The sequence below is a fragment of the Pseudomonas sp. JUb42 genome (assembly GCF_024807945.1).
In the GTDB taxonomy this organism is placed as follows: domain Bacteria; phylum Pseudomonadota; class Gammaproteobacteria; order Pseudomonadales; family Pseudomonadaceae; genus Aquipseudomonas.
In genome coordinates this window covers 89,396-107,938 of sequence record NZ_JANUFD010000001.1, presented here as the reverse complement: position 1 = coordinate 107,938, position 18,543 = coordinate 89,396, and the positions used below count along the sequence as shown (strand labels likewise).

At 59.1% G+C, this 18,543-nt stretch carries 19 protein-coding genes; 7 read left to right on the top strand and 12 right to left on the bottom strand.

Features of this window, described 5'->3' with window-relative positions:
• Positions 1-73: 73 nt before the first annotated feature.
• Positions 74-928 (bottom strand): 16S rRNA (cytidine(1402)-2'-O)-methyltransferase, encoded by an 855-nt coding sequence (gene rsmI, locus M2401_RS00555; protein ID WP_259099821.1) that lies wholly within the window; start codon positions 926-928, stop codon positions 74-76.
• Positions 929-1,219: 291 nt separating this feature from the next.
• Here rsmI and M2401_RS00550 point away from each other — a divergent pair, with 291 nt between their 5' ends.
• The 4 genes from M2401_RS00550 (at position 1,220) to M2401_RS00535 (ending at position 4,720) form a co-directional block, all read left to right on the top strand.
• Positions 1,220-3,034 carry a penicillin-binding protein activator gene (locus M2401_RS00550; protein ID WP_259098361.1) on the top strand — a complete coding sequence of 605 codons (1,815 nt, stop codon included), beginning with the start codon at positions 1,220-1,222 and terminating at the stop codon, positions 3,032-3,034.
• Entirely contained in the window at positions 3,034-3,405 is a 372-nt protein-coding gene (locus tag M2401_RS00545) for a YraN family protein (RefSeq protein ID WP_259098359.1), read from the top strand. Before M2401_RS00550 ends, M2401_RS00545 begins: the two co-directional genes overlap by 1 nt.
• A gap of 146 nt (positions 3,406-3,551) precedes the next feature.
• Positions 3,552-4,145, top strand: a complete 594-nt coding sequence (locus M2401_RS00540; RefSeq protein ID WP_259098358.1) for a phosphoheptose isomerase — start codon at positions 3,552-3,554, stop codon at positions 4,143-4,145.
• Complete coding sequence (locus M2401_RS00535; protein WP_259098357.1) at positions 4,142-4,720, top strand: BON domain-containing protein; 579 nt, start codon at positions 4,142-4,144, stop codon at positions 4,718-4,720. The genes M2401_RS00540 and M2401_RS00535 overlap by 4 nt, the downstream gene beginning before the upstream one ends.
• 155 nt (positions 4,721-4,875) lie before the next feature.
• Here the strand turns inward: M2401_RS00535 and M2401_RS00530 are convergent, their stop codons facing one another.
• From M2401_RS00530 to rplM, 7 genes are all read right to left on the bottom strand, one after another.
• The gene (locus tag M2401_RS00530) at positions 4,876-5,289 is read right to left on the bottom strand and encodes a ClpXP protease specificity-enhancing factor (protein WP_259098354.1); all 414 of its coding nucleotides are present in this window, start codon (positions 5,287-5,289) and stop codon (positions 4,876-4,878) included.
• Between the two features lie 17 nt (positions 5,290-5,306).
• Positions 5,307-5,924 carry a glutathione S-transferase N-terminal domain-containing protein gene (locus M2401_RS00525; protein ID WP_259098353.1) on the bottom strand — a complete coding sequence of 206 codons (618 nt, stop codon included), beginning with the start codon at positions 5,922-5,924 and terminating at the stop codon, positions 5,307-5,309.
• 230 nt (positions 5,925-6,154) lie between these two features.
• Positions 6,155-6,937, bottom strand: a complete 783-nt coding sequence (locus tag M2401_RS00520) for a cytochrome c1 (protein ID WP_259098351.1) — start codon at positions 6,935-6,937, stop codon at positions 6,155-6,157.
• Positions 6,937-8,148 (bottom strand): cytochrome bc complex cytochrome b subunit, encoded by a 1,212-nt coding sequence (locus tag M2401_RS00515; RefSeq protein ID WP_259098349.1) that lies wholly within the window; start codon positions 8,146-8,148, stop codon positions 6,937-6,939. The genes M2401_RS00520 and M2401_RS00515 overlap by 1 nt, the downstream gene beginning before the upstream one ends.
• Positions 8,148-8,741, bottom strand: a complete 594-nt coding sequence (gene petA, locus M2401_RS00510) for a ubiquinol-cytochrome c reductase iron-sulfur subunit (protein ID WP_259098348.1) — start codon at positions 8,739-8,741, stop codon at positions 8,148-8,150. Before petA ends, M2401_RS00515 begins: the two co-directional genes overlap by 1 nt.
• A 279-nt stretch (positions 8,742-9,020) precedes the next feature.
• On the bottom strand, positions 9,021-9,413 hold the full coding sequence (rpsI, locus tag M2401_RS00505) for a 30S ribosomal protein S9 (protein ID WP_259098346.1): 393 nt from the start codon (positions 9,411-9,413) through the stop codon (positions 9,021-9,023).
• Between the two features lie 14 nt (positions 9,414-9,427).
• Entirely contained in the window at positions 9,428-9,856 is a 429-nt protein-coding gene (gene rplM / locus M2401_RS00500) for a 50S ribosomal protein L13 (protein ID WP_259098345.1), read from the bottom strand.
• A gap of 241 nt (positions 9,857-10,097) precedes the next feature.
• Here rplM and M2401_RS00495 point away from each other — a divergent pair, with 241 nt between their 5' ends.
• Both M2401_RS00495 and M2401_RS00490 read left to right on the top strand, forming a co-directional pair.
• Positions 10,098-11,135, top strand: a complete 1,038-nt coding sequence (locus M2401_RS00495) for an NADP(H)-dependent aldo-keto reductase (RefSeq protein ID WP_259098343.1) — start codon at positions 10,098-10,100, stop codon at positions 11,133-11,135.
• 371 nt (positions 11,136-11,506) lie between these two features.
• Positions 11,507-12,403, top strand: a complete 897-nt coding sequence (locus M2401_RS00490; RefSeq protein ID WP_259099819.1) for a GlxA family transcriptional regulator — start codon at positions 11,507-11,509, stop codon at positions 12,401-12,403.
• Between the two features lie 146 nt (positions 12,404-12,549).
• Here the strand turns inward: M2401_RS00490 and zapE are convergent, their stop codons facing one another.
• The 3 genes from zapE to M2401_RS00475 form a co-directional block, all read right to left on the bottom strand.
• A complete protein-coding gene (gene zapE / locus M2401_RS00485) occupies positions 12,550-13,644 on the bottom strand; it encodes a cell division protein ZapE (protein ID WP_259098341.1) in 1,095 nt (364 codons plus the stop codon).
• Positions 13,645-13,729: 85 nt separating this feature from the next.
• Complete coding sequence (locus tag M2401_RS00480) at positions 13,730-15,085, bottom strand: tryptophan--tRNA ligase (RefSeq protein WP_259098338.1); 1,356 nt, start codon at positions 15,083-15,085, stop codon at positions 13,730-13,732.
• Between the two features lie 28 nt (positions 15,086-15,113).
• Complete coding sequence (locus M2401_RS00475; RefSeq protein ID WP_259098336.1) at positions 15,114-15,743, bottom strand: alpha/beta hydrolase; 630 nt, start codon at positions 15,741-15,743, stop codon at positions 15,114-15,116.
• A gap of 154 nt (positions 15,744-15,897) precedes the next feature.
• Here M2401_RS00475 and M2401_RS00470 point away from each other — a divergent pair, with 154 nt between their 5' ends.
• Complete coding sequence (locus M2401_RS00470; protein WP_259098334.1) at positions 15,898-16,332, top strand: YhcB family protein; 435 nt, start codon at positions 15,898-15,900, stop codon at positions 16,330-16,332.
• A gap of 305 nt (positions 16,333-16,637) precedes the next feature.
• Here M2401_RS00470 and cysN read toward each other — a convergent pair whose 3' ends face one another.
• Entirely contained in the window at positions 16,638-18,536 is a 1,899-nt protein-coding gene (gene cysN / locus M2401_RS00465; protein WP_259098332.1) for a sulfate adenylyltransferase subunit CysN, read from the bottom strand.
• Positions 18,537-18,543 lie beyond the last annotated feature (7 nt).

Sequence of the window (18,543 nt, the reverse complement as noted above, 5' to 3'; positions counted from 1 at the left end):
ACCGCCAAGGTTATCGACACCAAGGCTTCAGGACAAGCTTTTACTCCGTCCATTACCGTTTCGTTACAGCGACTTACTCGGGCTTTTGCTTGTCCAGGGCAACCTGGTAGAGCAGATTCTTGCGTACGCCAGTAATCTGCGCCGCCAATGCCGCCGCGCGCTTGAGGGGCATTTCCTCAAGCAGCAGATCGAGAATGCGCCGCGCTTCGGTGCCGATGACATCTTCGCCTTCCGGCTCCGTCCAACCCGCGACCAACACCACGCACTCGCCGCGTTGCTGATTGCTGTCGCCCTCAACAAAGGCACGCAGTTCGGCCAGCGGCAGCCCCTTGAGCGTCTCGAAGGTCTTGGTCAGCTCGCGACCCAGCACCGCCGCACGCTCGCCGCCGAAGACTTCTTCCAGATCCTGCAGACACTCAAGAATGCGATGCGGCGCCTCATAGAAGATCAGCGTGCGCGGTTCTTCCTTGAGCAATTCCAGACGAGCGCGACGCCCCACTGCCTTGGCAGGCAGGAAGCCCTCGAAAATGAAGCGGTCCGATGGCAGGCCGGCCGCCGAGAGCGCAGCGATCAGGGCGCAGGCACCCGGCACCGGCACCACAGGAATCCCCGCCGCCCGCGCCTGACGCACCAGGTGATAGCCGGGGTCGGAAATCAACGGCGTACCGGCATCGGAAATCAGCGCGACGTTATCCCCCGCCAGCAGACGCGCGATAAAGCGGCTGCCCTCGTCCCGTTCGTTGTGCTCATGGCAGGCCGCCAACGGCGTCGGGATACCAAAGTGTTGCATCAACCGTAACGAGTGCCGGGTATCTTCAGCAGCGATCAAGGCCACCTCGCGCAGTACCTTCAGGGCCCGAACGCTCATGTCATCCAGATTGCCGATGGGCGTCGCCACCACATAAAGCGAACCGGTCGTGGAATTCAAAGCACCTGTAGCAGTCAAAACGCCACCTCAATAGCTGTAGCCATGCATTTAAAAAAGAAAGCCATTGTACAGGCTAAGCTGCCGATACAAGGACATGCGGGCCATAACAAGGAGCAAGAACATGATTGAAACGCATTATCTTCACTTGAAACAAAAGAAAACCTGCGCAATTGCTCGGTCAAATCCAAGTCTGCGACTTATATCACCGCTTTAAACGCCACCAACGTCGCGCCCCGGCCAGTGCTTGGGTACAATTCCCCGCTAATTTGCTCGAGTATCAGGAACATATACATGATCGCTAGCTTGCGGCTGTTATCTGCCCTCTGCCTCGCTGCCCTGTTGGTAGCTTGTGCCGGTTCGCCTTCGTCCAGCCTTGGTGAACTGCCTCGCACCCCGGACGCCAGCATCGAGCAATTGCTCGACCAGGCCTCGACAGCCAAGACTCCGGAACAGGCCGCACTGCTCAGACTGAGCGCCGCCGACCTGTCCAACCAGCAAAACAATCCCGGTCGCGCCGCGCAGATCCTGGCCCAGGTGCCACTGGATCAGCTCAAGCCCGCACAACAGATCTTCGCCAGCACCCTGGCCGCAGAACTGGCGCTGGGCCGCAATCAGCCCCAGGCGGCATTGGCAGCCTTGAGCCATCCGAGCCTGCAACGCCTGGCCGAACTGCCGGTTGAACAGCAGATTCGCACCCACATGACCATGGCCCGCACCTTTGAAGCCAATGGCCAGAGCATGGCGGCCATTCGTGAGCGCGTCATGACCGGCCCGCTATTGCAAGGCCAGCCATTGGCCGCCAATAACGATGCCATCTGGGCTTCGGTTGCCGCACTGCCACTGGATCAGCTGCAAAGCACTGCCGACGACGACCTCGGCGGCTGGTTGAGCCTGGCTCGCAGCGTCAAGCAGGCCGGCACCCTGGAGCAGCAACAGGCCGCTATCGATACCTGGAAAGCCCAACATCCGAAGCACCCCGCTGCGCAGCAACTGCCGACTACCCTGGCGCAACTGCGCGCCCTGACCAGCGAACCTATCACCAAGATCGCCCTGCTGCTGCCGCAGGAAGGCTCGTTGGCTTCGGTCGCCAAAGCGCTGCGTGACGGCTTCATGGCTGCGCACTTCCAGGCCGAACAGGCCGGGCAGAAGCCGCCAGCCATCCAGGTTTTCGACAGCTCGCGCATCAATAACGTTGACGAGTTCTACCGCCAGGCCAAGGCCGCAGGCGTGCAACTCGTCGTCGGCCCACTGGAAAAACCGCTGGTCAAGCAACTCGCCAGCCGCCCAAGCCTGCCGATCACCACCCTGGCGCTGAACTACAGCGACTCCAACACTGACGGCCCGCCGCAGCTCTTCCAGTTCGGCCTCGCCGCCGAAGACGAAGCCCGTGAAGTTGCCCGTCGCGCCTGGGCCGATGGCAAGCGCAGCGCTGTGGCAATGGTGCCGAAAGGTGAATGGGGTGATCGCGTTCTCGACGCATTCCGTCAGAGCTGGCAAGCCAAGGGCGGCAAGATGATCGCTGCCGAACACGTCGATCAGCCGGTCGCACTGGCCGGACAAATCGCCGAGCTATTCCAGCTGCGCAACAGTGAAGGCCGCGCTCAGCGCCTGCAGAGCACCACCGGTGCCGCCATGGCCGCACAGCCGTCGCGTCGTCAGGACATCGATTTCATGTTCCTCGCCGCCACACCGCAACAGGCTCAACAGATCAAACCGACCATGGTCTTCCAGTACGCCGGTGATGTTCCGGTCTATGCCACCTCGCATCTGTTCACCAATAGCAACGACCAGGCCCAGTACGCCGACCTCAATGGCGTGATGTTCTGCGAAACACCTTGGCTGCTCAACGCCGAAGACCCACTGCGCGCTCAGGTCATCGCCCAATGGCCGCAAGCCGCCGGCCCGCTTGGCCGCCTGTATGCCATGGGTGTCGACGCCTGGCGCCTGGCTCCGCGCCTTGATCAGCTCAAGGCCTTGCCTGACAGCCGCATTGAAGGCCTGTCCGGCAGCCTCAGCCTGAACCCTAGCCGCCGCGTAGAGCGCCAGTTGCCGTGGGCCAAGTTCGTCGATGGCAAGATCCAGCGCCTGCCGAACACTGCTCCTTGATGACAGGCAATACCCGCAGGACCGCAGGGCGAGAAGCTGAAACTTTCGCCCTGCTGTATTTACAGCAACAGGGTTTGCAGACGATCACGCAAAACTGGTCGTGCAAACGAGGTGAGCTCGATCTGGTCATGCTCGACGGCGATACAGTAGTATTCGTCGAAGTTCGCTACCGACGCCACGCAGGCTGGGGCGGCGCGCGAGAAAGCGTGGATCGGCGCAAACAGGAAAAGCTCATCCTTGCCGCACAATTTTTTTTACAGAAAGAATCGCGCTGGAACCAGCACCCCTGTCGTTTCGACGTGGTGGCGATCGAGGGTGATCCTGGTCCCGACGCTCCGCTGCACTGGCTTAAAAACGCCTTCGACAGTTGATACAACGTTCCACAGCGCGGCACCAGACACTACCCAGATACCGATTTTGCTCTTTGCTATGCGGGCTGCACAGTTCTGTGCCGGGAAGCCGCTGAATCTTCAGAACGCTCCCCAATCGGCCGCAGCTTCTACTTAAGGTCACCCAGATGGACATGCAATCCCGAATTCGCCAGCTTTTCCAGGCCAGCATCGACACCAAGCAGCAGGCCATGGAAGTCCTTGCCCCCTATATCGAGCAGGCCAGCCAGGTCATGGTCAATGCCCTGCTCAACGAGGGCAAAATGCTGTCATGCGGCAATGGCGGATCGGCCGGTGACGCCCAGCACTTTTCCTCGGAGCTGCTAAACCGCTTCGAGCGCGAGCGCCCGAGCCTGCCGGCCATTGCCCTGACCACCGACAGCTCGACCATTACCTCGATTGCCAACGACTACAGCTACAACGAAGTGTTCTCCAAGCAGATCCGCGCCCTGGGCCAGCCCGGCGACGTCCTGCTGGCCATTTCCACCAGCGGTAACTCGGCCAACATTATTCAAGCGATCCAGGCCGCACATGATCGCGAAATGATTGTCGTAGCATTGACCGGTCGCGATGGTGGCGACATGGCGTCCCTGCTGTTGCCTGAGGACGTGGAAATCCGCGTACCGGCCAAGGTCACTGCACGAATTCAAGAAGTCCATCTGCTGGCGATCCATTGCCTTTGCGATCTGATCGACAGCCAACTGTTCGGGAGTGAAGAATGACCCCTAATCGCCTTAGCCTGCTGGCCCTGACGCTATGCCTGGGTATCAGCGGATGCAGCTCGGTTATTACTGCGACCCGCGAGTCTCCCATCGAGGATGACCGTGGCACCCGTACGCTGGGCAGCAAGATCGACGACTCACTGATCGAAACCAAGGTGGCGGTCAATGTGGCCAAGGCCAGCCCTGACCTGGATCAGAACTCGCATATTGTCGTGAGCAGCTACAACGGCATCGTCCTGCTTGCGGGCCAGACGCCACGCGCCGACCTCAAGACTCTGGCTGAACAGGCTGCCGGTCAGGTCCAGCGAGTGAAGAAGGTCAACAACGAGCTGCAGGTGCTGGAGCCCTCCTCCCTGCTGGCACGCAACAACGACGCCTGGCTGACCACCAAGATCAAGAGCCAGATGCTCACCGACGCCAGCATTCCCGGCTCGCGCATCAAGGTCGTAACCGAAAACGGTATCGTCTACCTGCTCGGCCTGGTGACTCAGGCAGAAGCCAACCAGGCCACGGCACTGGTGCAGGGCGTGTCCGGCGTGCAGAAGATCGTCAAGCTGTTTGAATATATCGATTGATCAATGATGGCAGGCAAAGTGGGAGCGAATTCATTCGCGAAGAGGCCAGAGCATTCGACGCATCGTCTTGTTTGAAATACTGCTTTCGCTCCCACAAAAAGCCCCACAAAAAACTGGGCCAGCAGAAAAAAAAGGCGACCCGAAGGTCGCCTTTTTTATTTCACTACCTTCAGGCTCGGCCTGCCGGATGGGCGCGGAGGCTCATCATCGGGCGGCGTCGAGTCATCGATATCGATCTCGTCATCCTCATCGCCCATGGGCGGCTCCAGATCGAAGACCATGCCCTGGCCATTCTCCCGGGCATAAATCCCCAGGATGGAACCGGTGGGCACGTACAGGGTGTGCGGCACACCACCGAAGCGACCCTCGAAGCTCACAGCCTCGTTATCCATGTGCAGATGACGCACCGCGCTGGGCGAAACGTTCAGGACAATCTGACCATCATTGGCAAAGCCCTGTGGGACCTGAACCGATGGGTATTCCGCATTGACCAGCATATGCGGGGTGCAATCGTTATCGACGATCCACTCATAAAGAGCACGAATCAGATAAGGGCGACTGGAGTTCATCAACGGCTCCTTAAGCCTTAGCGCATGTCACGTTCGACACCAGACAGACTTGCCTGGAATGCCTCCCGTGCAAATTGGCGCTCCATATAGTCAAGCAACGGCTTTGCCGGCCGTGGCAACTCGATACCCAGGATGGGCAAACGCCAGAGTATGGGTAATAGACAGCAATCGACCAGACTTTGCTCGTCACTGAGGAAAAAAGCCTTTTCCTGGAACAGTGGCGAAACACCGGTCAGACTTTCGCGCAGCTCCTTGCGGGCCTGCACACGTTCGGACTCTTTACTGCGCGGATTCAGAATCAGGTCCACAAGCCCACACCAGTCGCGCTGGATCCGATGGATCAGCAAACGGCTGTTGGCACGCGCCACCGGATAAACCGGCAACAGCGGTGGGTGCGGATAACGCTCATCCAGGTATTCCATCACGACCGTCGACTCGTACAACGCCAGATCACGATCGACCAGGGTGGGCACGCTGCCATACGGATTCACCTCGATCAATTTAGGCGGATGACGGCCCGCCTCCACATCAATGATCTCGGCGCTGACACCTTTCTCGGCGAGCACGATGCGCACGCGATGGGAATAGTGGTCGGCGGGGTCGGAGTAACAGGCCAACCGGTTGGTCACGCCCATGGCGATCCTCCTCGCTTGTTGAATTTATCGGATATACGGACACGAAAACGCCCCAAAGGACGCCTCCCGATAACGACTGCGCCAAGGCGTGTAGTCATCGCGGCCGACAAGATAGCTCATTTACCGCAAGTAAATTCGCAATCTTGTGATCACCACTATACTCGCCCCGCAATCGCTACCTGAAAGAGGCGCCCTGGGGCGCATTTGCAGACAACAGATTCAGCGTTTTATCAGTGCACATCCTTCCAGTATTCGCGCTTGAGCAAGTAGGCGAAGACGAAGAAGAAGGCCAGATACAACAGCACGTAGGTACCGATGCGCTGGTGCTCAAGCTTGACCGGATTGGCCGAGTAAGCGAGGAAAGTCACCAGATTCTTGACCTTCTCGTCGAACTGCTCCTCAGTCAGGCTGCCACTTTTCGGCACGATGGTCAGTTGGTCACAGGACTCGTGAGTCAGTGGCGCACCGGTCAACGGGTCATATTGTTTCTTGCCGTCGTCCACCACCTGAACCTGCTTGCAACCGACCACCTGACGGCCTTGCAGGCCCGCCAGCACGTTGGGCATGCCGACGTTAGGGAAGACCTTGTTGTTCACACCCCATGGCCGCGACGGATCTTCATAGAACGAACGCAGGTAGCCATACAGCCAGTCAGTGCCACGCACTCGCGCCACCAGGGTCAGATCAGGCGGCGCAGCGCCGAACCAGGCTTTGGCGTCAGCCGGCTGCATGCCGATGCTCATGTGGTCGCCGATCTTGGCGCCAGTGAACACCAGCTTGTCGAGCATGACGTCATGGGGAATCCCCAGGTCATCGGCAACCCGCTCATAGCGCTGGAACTTGGCGCTATGACAGCCCATGCAGTAGTTGGCAAAGGTCCGCGCACCATCCTGCATGGCGGCCTTGTCCGAGACATCGATATCGACCTTTTCCAGCTCCGGGCCACCATGCTCGGCGGCGAAAGACAACATGGGCAGAGCAGCAAGAATCAACACAGCAAAGAGCTTTTTCATCAGCCAGTCACCCTTTCTGGAACCGGTTTGGTCTTCTCGAGCCGGGTGTAGAACGGCATCAGAATGAAGTAGGCGAAATAAAGGAAGGTGCAGATCTGCGAGACCAGGGTACGTTCCGGGGTCGGCGGCAGAACCCCGAGGACCCCGAGAATCACAAAGGCGACGCAGAACAGCAGCAGCCAGATCTTGCTCAGCCAGCCCTTGTAGCGCATGGATTTGACCGGGCTACGATCGAGCCACGGCAGCACGAATAGCACCGCAATCGAAGCGCCCATCGCCATGACGCCCATGAGTTTGTCAGGGATGGCGCGCAGGATTGCGTAGAACGGCGTGAAGTACCAGACGGGGGCGATATGCTCCGGTGTCTTGAATGCGTTAGCCACTTCGAAGTTGGGTTTTTCGAGGAAGTAGCCGCCCATTTCCGGGAAGAAAAACACAATCGAGCAGAAAATGAACAGAAACACGACTACGCCGACAATGTCTTTCACGGTGTAGTACGGGTGGAACGGAATGCCATCCAGCGGGATGCCGTTTTCGTCCTTGTACTTCTTGATATCGACGCCATCAGGGTTGTTCGAACCGACTTCATGCAGCGCCAGGATATGCAGTACCACCAGGCCAAGAACCACGATTGGCAGGGCAATCACATGCAAGGCGAAGAAGCGGTTCAGGGTGATGCCGGAGATCAGGTAGTCACCGCGAATCCACTGGGTCAGGTCACCGCCTATCACCGGAATGGCACCGAACAGCGAGATGATCACCTGCGCCCCCCAGTAGGACATCTGGCCCCAAGGCAGCAGATAACCCATGAAGGCCTCGGCCATCAGCGCCAGGTAGATCAGCATGCCGAAGATCCACACCAGCTCACGCGGCTTCTGGTACGAGCCATAGAGCAGGCCGCGGAACATATGCAGGTAGACGACGATAAAGAACGCTGACGCTCCCGTAGAGTGCAGCAGGCGCAGGATCGAGCCGTACTCGACGTCACGCATGATGTATTCGACGGACGCAAAAGCCTCTTCGGCCGACGGTGTGTAGCTCATGGTCAGCCAGATACCGGTAACGATCTGATTGACCAGCACCAGCAGGGCCAGGGAGCCGAAGAAATAGAAGAAATTGAAGTTTTTCGGCGCGTAATACTTGCTGAGGTGGTCTTCCCACATTTTGGTGGCGGGGAAGCGGGCGTCCACCCAATCCATGAACTTGCTCATTACGCGTTCTCCTTATCGACGCCAATGACAATAATATTGTCCGACTCATAGGAATGCGGCGGCACTGGCAGGTTCAGGGGGGCAGGCTGGGATTTGTAGACTCGGCCGGCCAGGTCGTAGTGGGAGCCGTGGCAAGGGCAGAAATACCCCCCTACCCAATCCTTGCCCAAATCGGCGGGAGCAACTTCCGGACGAAAGGTCGGCGAGCAGCCCAGGTGGGTGCAGATGCCGATCAGCAGAAGAATCTCTGGTTTGATGGAACGTACTACCGGGTCAACGTAGGCAGGCTGAACAGAACTCTTGGATTCCGGGTCGGAAAGCTGACCCGTGAGCTTGCCAAGATTGCTCAGAATTTCCGGTGTGCGGCGAACAATGAAAACCGGCTGGCCCCGCCATTCAGCAATCATCTGCTGCCCTGGTTCAACCTTGCTGATATTCACCTTTACCGGTGCGCCCGCAGCTTTCGCCTTGGCACTGGGAAACCATGACCCTACGAACGGGACCGCAGCCCCCACCGCTCCCGCCGCGCCAACCACCGAGGTGGCTGCCACGAGGAAGCGGCGTCGGCCTGCATTCACGCCGTCTTTGCTCATTCCGTCCTCTCCCATCAGCTTTGTGGCCTGTTAAATCAGGCGTCTACTTAACTAAAGATTTAGCGTAAAAAAAATTCTGCCGAATGGTAGTGAGATAACCCTGCACAAACAAGGGACATAGATCAATGCAAACGCTAAAACCCTTGTATTCCGGGGCCCGCACCGATGAGTCACGTTGTCACACGCGGCACCCTGCAATAATAGACGTACAAAAGGCAGGCATAAAAAAACGCCCAGCTCCGAAGAGGCTGGGCGTTCTTTTTTGAACGAAGAAGCGAATTAACGCTTCGAGTACTGCGGACGCTTACGCGCTTTACGCAGACCGACTTTCTTACGTTCAACTTCACGAGCATCACGAGTGACGTAGCCTGCTTTACGCAGTGCGCCGCGCAGAGTCTCGTCGTATTGCATCAGAGCGCGAGTGATACCGTGGCGGATTGCGCCAGCTTGACCACTTACACCGCCGCCGATGACGGTAACGTAGATGTCGAATTTCTCAACAGTCTCGGTCAACTCCAGTGGCTGACGAACTACCATGCGGGCAGTTTCGCGGCCGAAGAAGTTATCCAGCGAGCGGTTGTTGATGGAGATGTTGCCAGTGCCCGGACGCAGGAAAACGCGTGCGGTTGCAGTCTTGCGACGGCCAGTGCCGTAATTTTGAGTCGCCGACATAATGAACTATTCCGTTAAAACTTCAGTTCTTGGGGCTGCTGAGCAGTATGAGGGTGTGCAGCGCCCGCATAGACTTTCAGCTTACGATACATGTCGCGACCCAGCGGGTTCTTAGGCAGCATGCCTTTTACCGCGGTCTCGATCACGCGCTCAGGAGCTTTGTCGATCAGCTTTTCAAAGTTGATCGACTTGATCCCGCCCGGAAAACCGGAGTGAGAGTAGTAGATCTTGTCGGTGGTCTTGGCACCGGTAACACGGATCTGCTCAGCATTGATAACGACGATGTAGTCGCCGGTGTCAACGTGCGGAGTGTATTCCGGTTTGTGCTTGCCACGCAGACGGCTCGCGATTTCGGTGGCCAGACGACCCAGGGTCTGACCAGCAGCGTCGACGACGAACCAGTCGCGCTTTACTGTTTCCGGTTTAGCGGTATAAGTTTTCATTACTTTATAGCCTCAAGGGCCGCCCTGAAAAATAGACGGCGGAGCATACTCATAAGTACGGTCTTTGACAAGTCAAAGGCCGCCGGGCACGAACGCTATAGGGGGCTCGGGTCAGCGCGTTCGATCGCAGCGGTATCTTGAGTCGCAGGGCATCACTCCCGCGACAAAGAGACGCGGAATTATGCAGATTGCGAAAAAAATTTCAACCTGCTTTTATGGTTCTCTTTCAAAGGAGATCCAAATGGACTACCGCCAACTGGGCAGAACCGACCTTAATGTCAGTGCAATCTGCCTCGGCACCATGACCTGGGGCGAGCAAAACAGCGAGGCCGAGGCCTTTGCCCAGATCGAACGTGCAAAGTCAGCCGGTATCAATTTCCTCGACACGGCGGAGATGTATCCGGTCCCACCCAAGGCTGAAACCTACGCCAGTACCGAACGAATCATCGGCAACTGGTTCAAGCACAACAAGGATCGCGCCGACTGGATCCTGGCCAGCAAGATCGCCGGCCCCGGCAACGGCATCGACTACATTCGCGGCGGCACCCTCAAGCACAACCGCGAGCACATCGTCGCCGCCCTGGACGCCAGCCTCAAGCGCCTGCAGACCGATTATCTGGACCTCTACCAGTTGCACTGGCCCGAGCGCAGCACCAACTTCTTCGGCAAGCTGGGCTACACCCACAAGGACGAAGACTTCACCCCGATCGAGGAAATCCTCGAAGCGCTGGATGAGCAGGTCAGGGCCGGCAAGATCCGCCACGTCGGCCTGTCCAACGAAACACCGTGGGGCACCATGAAGTTCCTGCAACTGGCCGAAAGCCGCGGCTGGCCGCGTGTCGCTTCAATCCAGAACCCCTACAACCTGCTCAACCGCTCGTTCGAAGTCGGCCTGGCCGAAATCGCCATTCGCGAGCAATGCGGTCTGCTGGCGTATTCGCCGATGGCGTTCGGCATGCTCTCGGGCAAATACGAAGGTGGCGCCCGTCCACCCAAGGGCCGCCTGAGCCTCTACAGCCGCTTTACCCGCTATTTCAACCCGCAATCGGAAGCGGCCTGCAGCCGCTACGTCGCCCTGGCCCGTGAACTCGGCCTCGACCCGGCGCAAATGGCCCTGGCCTTCGTCACCCAACAGCCGTTCGTGACCAGCAACATCATCGGCGCCACCACCCTGGAGCAACTGGACAGCAACCTGGCCAGCGCTGAGCTGGTGCTGTCCGAAGACGTCCTGGCGGCGATCGAAGCGATCCACAAGGATCAGCCGAATCCGGCGCCGTAAGCTCAGACTCCGCACAACCTATACGTTGTGCGGTTTTCCAGAAGCGAATTCTGTGGGAGCGAATTCATTCGCGAAGAGGGCATAACAATTCATGCACATTTATCGCCAGAAATACCGCCTTCGCGAATGAATTCGCTCCCACAAATACCCCACAAATCGCGCCCACTGATTTCTCCATCATCCCCCGCCTACATCGACACTGGACACATCCGCCAAAAAATAAGACGATCCAGCCGCTAGTTGACCACTTTCCCATATAAGAACAAAAGATCATGTCAATCCAAACGACCACGCCCCTGCGGCGTGTCAGCATCCTGGCTATCGACGGGGTGTTTGCCTCGACTTTGATGCAGGCCAAGGACTTTTTCCATCTGGCCAGCCTGCGCTACAGCCGTCAGCTCGGCCAAGGTCGCGTTCCTGCGTTCGAGACTCGCCTGGTCAGCCCTGGCGGCCTTCCTGTGCGCAGTTTCAGCGACGTAGTGATGCCGGTCGAAGGCGACCTGGGCAACACCGACATCATCGTCATACCGGCCTTCTGGGACGATTTCGACGCCCTGAACAAACGCTACCCGCAGATTCTGCCCTGGCTGCGCGAACAACACGCCCGTGGCGCGGTGCTTTGCGGCGAAGCCAGCGGTGTGTTCTGGCTGGCCCAGACCGGCCTGCTCGACGGCAAGGAGGCGACCACCTACTGGCGCTTCTTCGACGAATTCGCCCAGCGCTTCCCGAAAGTACTGCTCAATCAGGAAAAACACCTGACCGACGCCGACAACCTTTACTGCGCAGGCGGCACCACGTCAGCCTGTGATCTGTATATCTACCTGATCGAACGCTTCTGCGGCGCCAACGTGGCCCAGGCGGTCGCCCGGGACATCCTCTATGAAGTGCAGCGCAACTACGCGCCGGGAAGGATGGGCTTTGGTGGGCAGAAGCTGCATCAGGACGTGATCATCCTGCAGATCCAGCACTGGCTGGAGGAGCACTTCGCCGACAAGTTTCGTTTCGAGGATGTGGCTCGGGAACACGGCATGAGCATCCGCAACTTCATGCGCCGCTTCCAGACCGCCACCGGCGACAAGCCATTGCACTACCTGCAGCGCCTGCGCATCGAAACTGCCAAGGGCCTGCTGTCCGGTACGCGCAAGAGCATCAAGACCATCAGTTATGAAGTGGGCTACGACGACGCCAGCTTCTTCGCCCGGCTGTTTCGCCAGCATACCGAGCTGTCACCGAACCAGTATCGACAGCAGTTTCAGCAGGCCGCCTGACGGATACAGGGCGACACCGCAGCCATTTGTGGGAGCGAATTCATTCGCGAAGAGGCCAGTACAGCCGACACACTTTTGTCGTCTTAAATAGCGCCTTCGCGAATGAATTCGCTCCCACAAACAACAGATGGCTTAGAGCTTAGAGCTTAGGGCCTATGCGGCCGCGCCAGAAACTCGTGGGACTGCATTTCCAGCAAACGGCTCAGGGTGCGCTGGAACTCGAAGTTCAGGCGACCGCCGCTGTACAGGTCCTTGAGTTCCACTTGCGCCGAAATAATCAGCTTGACGTTGCGGTCGTAGAATTCGTCGACCATGTTGATGAAGCGACGGGCGATGTCGTCGGTGCTGACGCTCATCTGCTCGACGCCGCTGAGCAGCACGGCGTGGAAGATCTTGCCCAGTTCGATGTAGTCGTTCTGACTGCGCGGCCCGTCGCACAAGGCGCGGAAGTCGAACCAGGCGACGTCGTCGCAAGTGCGTATGGCGCGAATCTCGCGATTCTCGATCATCAGCACATCGTTTTCGATGGCCTTGGTGCACTCCGGCGTCAGGGCGCGGAAGCTCTTGCGCATGCTCTCTTCGGCCGCTTCGTTGAGCGGGAAGTGGAACAGCTCGGCCTGCTCGAGGTGACGCAGGCGATAGTCGACGCCGCTGTCGACGTTGACGATATCGGTGTTCTGCTTGATCAGGGCGATGGCCGGCAGGAACCGCGCACGCTGCAGGCCGTCCTTGTACAGGCCGTCCGGCACGATGTTCGACGTCGCGACCAGGGTCACACCATTCTTGAATAGCTCTTCCATCAGGGTGCCGAGGATCATGGCATCGGTGATGTCGGAGACGAAGAATTCATCGAAACAGATGACCCGGGCTTCATCGGAGAAACGCTTGGCGATGATGGTCAGCGGGTTGCGCTCACCCTTCAGGGTCTTCATCTCTTCGTGCACGCGCTTCATGAAGCGGTGGAAGTGAGTACGCACTTTCTCTTCGAAAGGCAGCGCTTCGAAGAAGGTGTCGACCAGGTATGTCTTGCCCCGGCCCACGCCGCCCCAGAAGTACAGGCCCTTGACCGGCGTGACTTCTTTCTTGCCGAACAGCTTGCCGAACAAGCCCGGCTTGCTGTTGTGCGCAACGATCAGGTCGTCGTACAGGCGTTGCAAATGGCGCACCGCCGTTTCCTGAGCGGCATCGTGGAAGAAGTCGGGACGCTTCAGATCAGCTTGATATCGTTCTAGGGGGGTCATATTCGTTAGCAAGGCAACAAAAACGGGCCGTCACTGTAGCGACGGCCCAATGGAATGGCAATCCGACAAAGGGCCGAGCCGCGAATTATTCGCTTTTAGGCTGCAGCGCCAGACGAAGGGCTGTCAATGCGGCCTCGCGCTCACTTTGCGCGGCAAATGTCGGGGTGGAGGCAACGGCCAGGTCATCGCCTTTGATGAAGACATCGAAACCTTCGCCATTGGCGCGGATCTCGTAATCCTGTGCTTCAGCCTGCAAAGCCTTGGTGACGGCACCGGCGCTCTTGCCATCGGCAAAGCCACGGGACAGCAGCAGTTGCTCGCCTTCAGCCGACAACAGACGGAACAGGAACTGGCCGTCTTCGCGGAAGCTGACGAAACGCGCGCCCTTGGCGGCTTTTTTCTTGCCACTGTCGGCGCTCTGCACCGAACTGCGGAAAGACCGCAGGCCAACCGCTTCGCGCAACTCGCCGAGGAACGGCGTGGCGACCTTGCGGGCTTTTTCTGCGCCGGCCTGAAGAATGTCCTCCAGATCAGCCGGACGTTCGATCAGGCGCAAGTAATTGTCCCGCGCTTCGCTCAGGTCAGCATCGAGCAGGTTGAACAGGCGGCTCTTGGCTTCGCCCCAACCCAGGCCCTGCAACAGGTCGGCGCGGAATTCGGCGCTCTGCTCGGCGCTGGCGAAGGCCTGATAGAGGGTGAACAGGTGCGAATTGTCCGGATCCTTGGCTTCGCCCGGAGCGCGGGAGTCAGTAACGATGCGCGAGATCGCGTCCTTCATGTCCTTGGCACTGCTGAACAACGGGATGGTGTTGTCGTAGCTCTTGGACATCTTGCGCCCGTCCAGGCCCGGCAGGGTCGCCACGCTCTCCTCGATCAGCGCTTCAGGCATGACGAAGAACTCGCGCCCCTTACCGAACAGGTGGTTGAAGCGCTGGCCGATATCACGGGCCATTTCCACGTGCTGGATCTGGTCACGGCCGACCGGCACCTGATGGGCATTGAACATCAGGATGTCCGCCGCCATCAGCACTGGGTAGCTGTACAGGCCCATGGTGATGCCGGCATCCGGGTCTTCGCCAGTCTCGACGTTCTTGTCCACCGAGGCCTTGTAGGCATGGGCACGATTGAGCAGGCCCTTGGCGGCAACGCAGGTCAACAGCCAGGTCAGCTCGGGAATTTCCGGGATGTCGGACTGGCGATAGAAGGTCACGCGCTCTACATCCAGACCGGCAGCCAGCCAGGTCGCAGCGATTTCCAGACGCGAGCGCTGAATGCGCAGCGGGTCATCGCATTTGATCAGGGCGTGGTAGTCGGCCAGGAAGTAGAACGAGTCGGCGTCACTGCGACGGCTGGCGACGATGGCCGGGCGAATCGCGCCCGCGTAGTTGCCCAAGTGAGGCGTGCCAGTGGTGGTGATGCCGGTCAGGATACGAGTGGTCATGGCAGATCGCTTATTGTCAGGGCTGCATTCAATTCGAGAGACGCGGCAGGACCAGATCCTTGAGATCGGTCAGCTTGCCGTGAAAAAAGTGTCCGCATTCTGCCACTTTCAGCAGCTCATGTGGACGCGGCAGCGCCGCCGACCAGGCGTAAACCATCTCGGGGTCGATCACTTCGTCGTTTTCCGGCTGGATCAGGGTGATCGGGCAGTTTTGCGGCAGCACGCTCTGATCCTGCAGGCGCGAGGCTGCTGCAGCGATCAAGAACAAGTGCTCAAGCTGCTCACCGGCCGCCTCAAGGCGTCCGCCGAGGTTGGCTGCCACATAGCCACCAAAGGAAAAGCCCAGCAGCGTCAGCGGCAGCACAGGCTGTTGCGCGCGCAGCCATTTGGCCGCAGCCACGGCATCTTCGATCTCGCCGGGGCCGGCCACGGAGGTCCCGGCACTGGCGCCGACGCCACGGTAATTGAAGCGCAGGGTGATAAAACCGGCATCGCGGGCGGTACGCTGCAGCGTCGACACCACTTTATTGAGCATGGTGCCGCCCTGGATCGGGTTAGGATGGCAAATCAGGGCAATGCCTTTGGCATCAGTCGCATCCTGATACAAAGCTTCGATCTGGCCTTCCGGGCCATCAATGAATACTGGGGTTTCGCGCATGAGCAGAATGGAACTCCGTGACCTTGGATTGGATCGACTCGTCTAGGCAATGCCTGGAAAAGTCTGTAGCTGACATGCCGACGACGCATCGTGGCTATACAGCGCAGGTTCGAGCCGTTAACGTAAAGCAAAGCCGTTTATAGAGGAAGGACTCGTGGAACACTCGCTCTTAGTTTGGTTGTTGCCGACCATCGCCCTGGTCGCCGGTGTTGTCATCGGTTTCTTCGTGGCGCGTCTGCTGCCCAACGCCGCCCCCAGCAGCACCCAGCGTCAGCTGGATGATGTGCAGGAGCGCTTCGATACCTATCAGAACGAGGTGGTCACTCACTTCAACAGTACGGCCAATCTGGTCCAGAAGCTGTCCCAGAGCTATCAGGACGTTCAGGAACACCTCGCCGAGGGCGCCAACCGTCTGGCCCTGGACGAATTGACCCGCCAACGCCTGCTGGCTGCCCTGCACCCGGAAGCCAACGCCCTGCCCCGCGACCGCCTGACGCCGCCGCGCACCACCGAGCCGCCAAAGGACTACGCCCCCAAGACCCCCAACTCCCCCGGCATGCTCGATGAGCATTACGGCTTGAAGAAGTGATGCGCTAATGCGCAACACACAAAACCCGCCCTGATTGCTCAAGGGCGGGTTTTTTAATGCCTGCAAAAGGTCGCAGACATCTGTGGGAGCGAATTCATTCGCGAAAGCGGTATCACAGACGATAGAAATGCGTCGGATATACTGGCGTATTCGCGAATGAACTCGCTCCCACAGTATTCGATCTACAAGACAATAGACCCGTTGCCTGACCTGCCGCCTTCGCGGGCAAGCCTCGCTCCCACACTGCTCACAGCCAAACAAAAAACCCACCGATCAAGGTGGGTTTTTCGTTATTGCCTCAACGCTTAGATCGCACCACGGCTGCGCAACAAGTCCAGCACCTGCTTGACGCCTTCCTCGACGTTCAGCGACTGGGTATCGATCACCAGATCGGCATCCAGCGGCACGTCGTACGGGAAGGACTCGCCGGGGATGTTGTCCTTGTCGGCGGCGTACAGGCCCTGTGGATCGCGTTCACGGCAGACCTGCGGCGAGGCCTGGACGTAGACGGTGATCAGACGATCGCTGCCGATCAGGCCCTTGGCGTTTTCACGGCCTGCGGCATCAGGGGCGACGAAAGCGGCCAGGGTGAGCAGGCCGGCTTCGTTGAACTGACGGGCGACGTGAGCCGCGCGACGCCAGTTCTCGGTACGCCCGGCACGGTCCTGCGGCAGACCTTTGTTCAGGTCGTGACGCAGGTTCTGGCCGTCGAGCACGTAGACCGCACGGCCCATATCGAACAGCTTGCGCTCGACCGCGTAGGCCAGAGTGCTCTTGCCCGCGCCCGAGAGGCCGCTGAACAGCACGGTCGCCGGCTTCTGGCCGAAACGCTGGGCGCGCTCCTCGACCGAAACGTGGGCGAGTTCGCCGTGATGGCTGGCACCACCAGCGCTGACCGGCTTGGCGATGATCATGCCCGCTGCCACAGTGCCGTTGGTCAAGCGATCAATGACGATGAAGGCACCGGTCGTACGGTTGCTGTCATAGCCATCCAGCGCGATGGGCGCATCGAGGCTGATCTTGACGCGACCAATCTCGTTGAGCTGCAACGCACTGGCCGGACCTTCTTCCAGGGTGTTCACATCAACGCGGTGAGTAATGCTGGCAATGGAGCCCGGCACATAGCTGGTGGCACGCTTGATGTCGTATTTCTTGCCCGGCAGCATCGGCTCTTCAGCCATCCACACCAGCATCGCGTCGAACGCGTCGCTGACTTGCGGGACGTTGTCGGCATGCACCAGCAGGTCGCCACGGGAGATATCGATCTCGTCTTCCATGGTCAGGGTCACGGCCTGGCCTGGGCCGGCGTGTTCCAGCTCACCCTCGAAGGTGACGATGGACTTGACCCGGCTGCTCTTGCCCGACGGCAGCACGACGATTTCATCGCCCTTGTGCACGACGCCGCTGGCCAGGGTGCCGGCGAAGCCGCGGAAGTTCAGGTTCGGACGGTTGACGTACTGCACCGGGAAACGCAGATCGGTGTAGTTGCGGTCGTTGGCGATCTCGACGGTCTCGAGGATCTCCATCAGCGACTGGCCGTTGTACCACGGCGAGCGCTCGCTCTTGCTGACGACGTTGTCGCCCTTGAGCGCCGACATCGGCACGAAGGCCATGGTGCTTGGCTTGAAGGCGATACCGTCGGCGAACTTCAGGTAATCAGCCTTGATCGACTCAAATACCTGCTCGTCGAAACCGTTGAGGTCCATCTTGTTGATGGCGACGACGATATGCTTGATGCCCAGCAACGAAGCGATGTAGCTGTGACGACGGGTCTGGGTCTGCACGCCATAACGGGCGTCGACCAGGATGATCGCCAGGTCACAGGTGGACGCACCGGTGGCCATGTTGCGGGTGTACTGTTCGTGGCCCGGGGTGTCGGCGATGATGAACTTGCGCTTGGCCGTGGAGAAATAGCGGTAGGCGACATCAATGGTAATGCCCTGCTCACGCTCAGCCTGCAGACCGTCGACCAGCAACGCCAGGTCAACGTCATCGCCGGTGGTGCCGGACTTCTTCGAATCACGGGTAATGGCTTCCAGGTGATCTTCATAGATCATCTTGGAGTCGTGCAGCAGACGCCCGATCAGCGTGCTCTTGCCGTCATCGACGTTGCCACAGGTAAGAAAGCGCAGCATTTCCTTGCGTTCGTGCTGGCCCAGATAGGCGAGGATGTCCTCGCTGATCAAATCAGATGCGTGCGACATGACAACC